Source organism: Methylobacterium nigriterrae, assembly GCF_037106235.1.
In the GTDB taxonomy this organism is placed as follows: domain Bacteria; phylum Pseudomonadota; class Alphaproteobacteria; order Rhizobiales; family Beijerinckiaceae; genus Methylobacterium; species Methylobacterium nigriterrae.
This window is the reverse complement of the sequence record NZ_JBAWTG010000209.1, coordinates 1-5738: the sequence shown is the minus strand read 5'-3', so window position 1 is coordinate 5738 and position 5738 is coordinate 1. Positions and strand designations below refer to the sequence as shown.

General features: G+C 63.4%; 4 protein-coding genes and 1 pseudogene. All 5 read left to right on the top strand.

From position 1 onward, the window contains the following. Window positions 1-87: pseudogene (locus WDW90_RS34325) on the top strand (IS5-like element ISMex42 family transposase); the annotation flags it as partial. A 295-nt stretch (window positions 88-382) separates the two neighbouring features. Beyond that, window positions 383-1666, top strand: coding sequence for a PQQ-dependent sugar dehydrogenase (locus WDW90_RS34320; protein ID WP_336492189.1), 1284 nt, complete (start codon window positions 383-385; stop codon window positions 1664-1666). 221 nt (window positions 1667-1887) lie between these two features. Next, on the top strand, window positions 1888-2283 hold the full coding sequence (locus tag WDW90_RS34315) for a c-type cytochrome (RefSeq protein ID WP_336492188.1): 396 nt from the start codon (window positions 1888-1890) through the stop codon (window positions 2281-2283). A gap of 119 nt (window positions 2284-2402) precedes the next feature. Further along, window positions 2403-3686, top strand: a complete 1284-nt coding sequence (locus WDW90_RS34310; RefSeq protein ID WP_336492187.1) for an MFS transporter — start codon at window positions 2403-2405, stop codon at window positions 3684-3686. 20 nt (window positions 3687-3706) lie between these two features. Further along, the gene (locus tag WDW90_RS34305) at window positions 3707-5326 is read left to right on the top strand and encodes a gamma-glutamyltransferase family protein (protein ID WP_336492185.1); all 1620 of its coding nucleotides are present in this window, start codon (window positions 3707-3709) and stop codon (window positions 5324-5326) included. Window positions 5327-5738: the final 412 nt, after the last annotated feature.

The window sequence follows — 5738 nt, the reverse complement described above, 5'->3', positions numbered from 1 at the left end:
GCCATCGCAACCCGCTACGAGAAGACAGCTTCAAGCTTCATGGGCGTTCTCTCGCTCGCAGCCGCTCTGGACTGGCTCAAGAGCTAACAGGCCGTAGTGAAATGCCGGTACCACCTTGTATCCCGGTCAGTACCACCCGCTGTCAGGATTTCCCCGTCGAGTACCACCTGTCCCACCTGTACCACTCAGAGAAGGTTGGTTCTCATACGGGCCCATCGAACACTCCGTTCGAGCTTCGGTAAAGCGCCTTTCCAGACTCGCCGAAGCCCAAACCGGCAGCGGCGGGCCTCGGCGGCGAGTGACAAAGGCAGCGGCATCTCTCCCGCACTCTGTTGCCTCAGCGTTCCGCGACGCCATAACGCCGGCGGAACGGAGGACCAGCATGACACCACGACCTCTCTGCCTGAGGAGCCTGCTGCTCGTTGCCATCCTCATGCCTCTGGCGAGCGCGACTGCGCAGCAGGCACCTAGCGGCACGCCGACGCCGGGCGGCGCGCAACCGGCAGTGCCGGCGCCGGCCGGGGCTCCGGCTCCGACACAGGATCGCGGCTCGGCCCTGTTCGGGCGACCCGAAGCGCCCGGTGCTGCAAAGCTCGCCCCGATTGCTGGCCCCCCACTCGCGACCGCGGCAAACCGCCTGCCCATCGAGAAGCTGAAGGTGCCGCCTGGCTTCAAAGTTGAGGTGTTCGCCAACGGCGTTGCCAACGCCCGTTCATTGCGCCAGGGCGACCAGGGCACCGTCTTTGCCGGCACCCGACTGCTCGACAAGGTCTATGCGGTGCGCTCCATCGACGGAAAACCCGTCGTGAAGGTCATCGCGTCGGGGCTGCACCGCCCGAACGGCCTCGCTTTCCACAACGGCTCACTTTACGTTGCCGAAGTGTCCAAGATCTGGCGGCTCGACAACATCGAGGCAAATCTCGACACGCCGCCGAAACCCGTTCTCGTCTACGACGATCTGCCGAAGGACGAGGCCCATGGCTGGAAGTTCATCGCAATCGGGCCCGACGACAAGCTCTACGTGCCGATCGGCTCGCCCGGCAACATCCTGATGCCGCCCGACACCCACGCGCAGATCCGACGAATGAACCTCGACGGCACTGGCGTCGAGGTGATCGCACGCGGCGTGCGCAACACGGTCGGCTTCGACTGGAACCCGGAGACGAAGCAGCTCACCTTCACGGACAATGGCCGTGACTGGGTCTCGGAGGACATCCCGGACGACGAGTTGAACGTGCTGAGCGAGCCGGGCAAGCAGCATTTCGGCTTTCCGTACTGCCACCAGGGCAGCTTCACCGACCCTGAATATGGCTGGGGCCACTCCTGCAGCGAGTTTACCCCGCCGGTCGGGCTGCTCGGCGCTCACGCGGCGGCGCTCGGGATGCGCTTCTACACGGGCGGGCAGTTCCCGGCCGAGTACAAGAACGCGATCTTCATCGCTCGCCACGGCTCCTGGAACAAGACGAATAAGATCGGCGGCGATGTGGTCGTGGCGAAGCTCGGGTCCGACGGGAAAGTCGCCTCCATAGAGCCGTTCCTGACCGGCTTCTTGCAGGACAACAAGTATGTTGGGCGCCCGGTCGACGTCCTCGTGGCTCAAGATGGCTCGCTGTTGGTATCGGACGACTATAATGGTGCCATCTACCGCGTCAGCTACGCCCCCTAATCCCATGCGAGGGAGGCCGAGCAGCCTCCCTTCACTCCATTCAGGAATGAGTGATGCGGACTTTCTTAGCTGGGCTCTGCTTCGTCACCCTTCCCGTCCTGCCTGCTCTCTCCCAGTCAGTCGGCGAGCGGCTTCCTACCTGTTTGTCTTGCCATGGTGCGAACGGTCGCTCGAACAACGAAGGCGTCCCCTCACTCGGTGGGATGCCGGCCGACTACGTCATGACGCAGCTCTACCTCTTTCGCGAGAAGCAGCGAATCGCAGAGCCGATGAACGACATGGCAGCGGGGCTGTCGGACGATGATCTGCGCACCATCGGGGATACCATCGCCGCGCTCCCAGCGCCTTTATCCGACACGCGGGGCGATCCTGCACGAATGGAGCGTGCACAGGGATTGGTCGCCAAACATCAGTGTGGATCGTGCCACAACGCTGACTTCTCAGGCCACGATCAGATACCGCGGATCCGTGCGCAGCGGGAGGAGTACCTTGTGGCGGCACTGAAAGGTTACAAGTCCAACACGCGCGCCGGCTACGATCCGGCGATGAGCGAGGTAGCTCAGCCGCTCTCAGATGAGGAGATCCTCGATCTGGCCTACTACATGGCGCATCAGTGAGTTTTGCGCCGACATCTTCGGGGAGTCGCTTGGTCACCGCTCGTCTGGTGACTAGACCGAAAGATCATCACTGGAGTTGTCCTTAGCAGCGCGTCTGCGCGAGACCTGGGAGCAAGACAGTGTCGGTCATCTCAGTCGCACAGCCGGACGCGTCGTCCGCGGATCGTAAAACTGGCCGGATGATCGCCGCCGCTTCGATCGGTAACGCGCTGGAGTGGTTTGATCTTCTCACCTACGGCTACTTCGCCGTCACGATCTCAAAGGTGTTCTTTCCCGCAGCCGACCCATCGGCCTCTTTGCTGCTCGCGCTCGGAACATTCGGCGCCTCGTATCTGGTGCGCCCGCTCGGAGCCATTGTGCTCGGCGCCTATGGCGATCGCGCCGGTCGCAAAGCCTCGATGCTCGCCTCGGTCGCCATGATGATGCTCGGCACGATCCTGATGGCAGCTATGCCAAGCTATGCATCAGTCGGTCTCGTAGCGCCTGTCGGAGTACTGCTCGCCCGCTTGCTGCAGGGCTTCGCCATCGGCGGCGAGTTCGGCAGCGCAACCGCATTTCTGGTCGAGCAGACTGCCGACCGCAAAGGCTTCTTCGCCAGCTGGCAGTGGTCTGGCCAGGGGCTCGCAGCCGTGCTCGCCTCCGCCTTCGGCGTGCTACTCACCACTGTCCTGACCACCGACCAGCTCGAAGCCTGGGGCTGGCGCATTCCATTCGCATTCGGTCTCCTTGTCGGGCCTGTTGGCCTCTACATCCGCCAGCACCTCGACGAGACGCCGGAATTCCTGGCCTCTGAGAAGACCAGGACGCCGGTCCGGGATATTTTGCGTTACCAACTCGATCGGCTGCTCTTGGCGATCGGTCTCGTGGTCGCATCGACGAGCGCAAATTATCTTATCCTCTACATGCCGACCTACGGCATCAAGCAGCTCGGACTGCCCCAATCGACGGGCTTCGTGGCGACGCTCATCGGCGGCGTGCTCCTTACGGTTGGCGCCCCTTATGTCGGGCATCTGTCGGATACGCTCGGGCGAGTCCGCATCATGGTCGGGGTGACAATCTTGTTCGCCATATCCGCCTACCCGGCCTTCCTGCTGTTGACTGCCTCTCCGTCCCTACTCACCATTGTTCTCGTCGTGAGCTGGTTGAGCTTACTCAAGGCTGCCTATAGCGGCATTCTTCCAGCGCTTATGGCGGAGATCTTCCCGGTTCAGACCCGCAGCACCGGGATGTCCTTGAGCTACAACATCGCGGTTCCGGTATTCGGGGGCTTCGCGCCCTTCATCGTCACCTGGCTAATCAATGTGACCGGAGACAGCCGCGCGCCGGCCTACTATCTCGCCATCACGGCCTTGCTCAGCCTCGCCGTGCTGGTCGTTATCCGCCGGCACCTCCGGCTCACGTAGCGCGGGATGGAGCGCCTCACGTGTTCGACTACCAAAATCCTTATCCAACCATTCGCATTCCGGTATTCGCCCGCAACGTCGTGGCGACCTCGCACCCGCTCGCCGCTCAGGCGGGCTTACGCATGTTGACGCGCGGTGGCAGCGCCGTCGATGCTGCTCTGGCCGGCGCAGCGATGCTGACGGTGGTCGAGCCCGTATCCTGCGGCCTTGGCGGCGATGTGTTCGCCATCGTGTGGGATGGCACAGGGCTCCAGGGTCTCAACGCATCCGGAGTCGCGCCGAAGGCTTGGTCCCCTGACTACTTCCGCGGCAAGTACGGCGAAGATGGCGCAGGTATGGCGCGGCGGCCTATCCGCGGCTGGGACGCGGTCACTGTTCCTGGAGGCATTGCTGGATGGGCTGCGTTGCACGGCAAGTTCAGCCGGCTTCCATTCGCCGACCTGCTTGAACCGGCCATTGAGGTGGCCGAGCGGGGCTACGCGGTTCCGCCCATCGTCGCCCACAAATGGGCCGCTGCCGTTCCGGAACTGAAGGATCAGCCCGGCTTCGCCGCCGCCTTCATGCCGAGGGGACGTGCTCCGCTCTGCGGCGAGCGGTTCACCTTCGTTGATGCCGCACGTACCCTGCGCAAGATCGCCGAGACCGGCGGCCGGGCCCTGTACGAGGGGGAACTCGCCGCGCGGGTCGTTGCGCACAGCCGTGAGAACGGCGGCGCGATCAGCCTGGAAGACCTGCAAGAGTACCAGCCGGATTGGGTGGCGCCGATCAGCACGAGCTACCGTGGCTATGATGTCCAGGAGATCCCGCCGAACGGTCAGGGCATCGCGGCGCTGATGGCGCTGGGTATTCTCAAGCAGTTCGATGTCGAGAACCTGGCTGTCGACAGCGTCGACTCGCAGCACTTGCAAATCGAGGCCATGAAGCTGGCCTTCGCGGATCTGTACCGTTACGTCAGTGACCCGCGCAGCATGGAGGTAACCCCGGCGGAGATGCTCTCGGAGGGCTACCTGTCTGAGCGCGCTGCCCAGATCGACATGAAGAAGGCGGCGCGTCCCACGTTCGGAATACCTGCGGCGGGCGGGACGGTCTACCTGAGCGCCGCCGACGAGAGCGGGATGATGGTCTCCTTCATTCAGTCGAACTACATGGGCTTCGGGTCTGGGGTTGTCGTTCCGGGCACAGGCATCAGCATGCAGAATCGGGGTGTGGGGTTCTCGATGGACCCTCGGTCTCCGAATGTGGTTGCGGGGGGCAAGCGCCCGTTCCACACCATCATCCCTGGCTTCCTCACCCGTGCAGGCCGTCCTATCATGAGCTTCGGGGTTATGGGCGGTGATATCCAGCCGCAGGGCCACGTCCAAACCCTCGTGCACATGCTGGATTACCAGCAGCAACCTCAGGCGGCTTGCGACGCACCCCGGTGGAAGGTGAACCGAGACTTCACCTTAGACGTCGAAGGCACAATGCGACCCGAAACCGTCGAGGCGCTTCAGGCGCGCGGCCATGAGTTGAAGCGCATTGAGGATCCTTACATGGATTTCGGGTCCGGGCAGTTCGTGTGGCGTCTGTCGGAGGACCCAGAGGACGGTTACCTGGCGGCGAGCGACAGCCGCCGGGACGGACAAGCCGCTGGCTTCTGATTTTCATGTCGAGGGCGGTACGTCGGAAACCCGGTGGCGAGCGACCGTGGAATGCGCCGAGCGGCTTGGCTTTGACCGGGCAGGGGCCATGCAGTCAGGCCCGGTGCAGCCAATCTGCAACAGGGTTAACGAAGCGTAGCGGTTCGTACATCGTTCTCTTGTGGACAGCCGCCGAACTGGCCACACCTGCTCCTGGGACAGGACACATCATGCAACTTCGCTGCGGAGAGCGGCTGCGCCTGACACTCTCAGGCGCGGGTGGCCGCGCCATGGTCAGTGTGAACACCTACGCAGTCACCGAGGCGGCCCTCGAGGGAATCGAGCCGTCTCTCGACGGGTTCACTTTCGACGTGACCCCCTGGCTGCACGCCGGCCGAAACACGCTCACCGTTGTGCTGATCGGGTCACCGGG

What these genes read in the sequence shown, in the direction of transcription:
- WDW90_RS34320 (WP_336492189.1), top strand. Translation starts at nt 383, where the DNA reads ATGACACCACGACCTCTCTGCCTGAGGAGCCTGCTGCTCGTTGCCATC.
- WDW90_RS34315 (WP_336492188.1), top strand. Translation starts at nt 1,888, where the DNA reads ATGACGCAGCTCTACCTCTTTCGCGAGAAGCAGCGAATCGCAGAGCCG.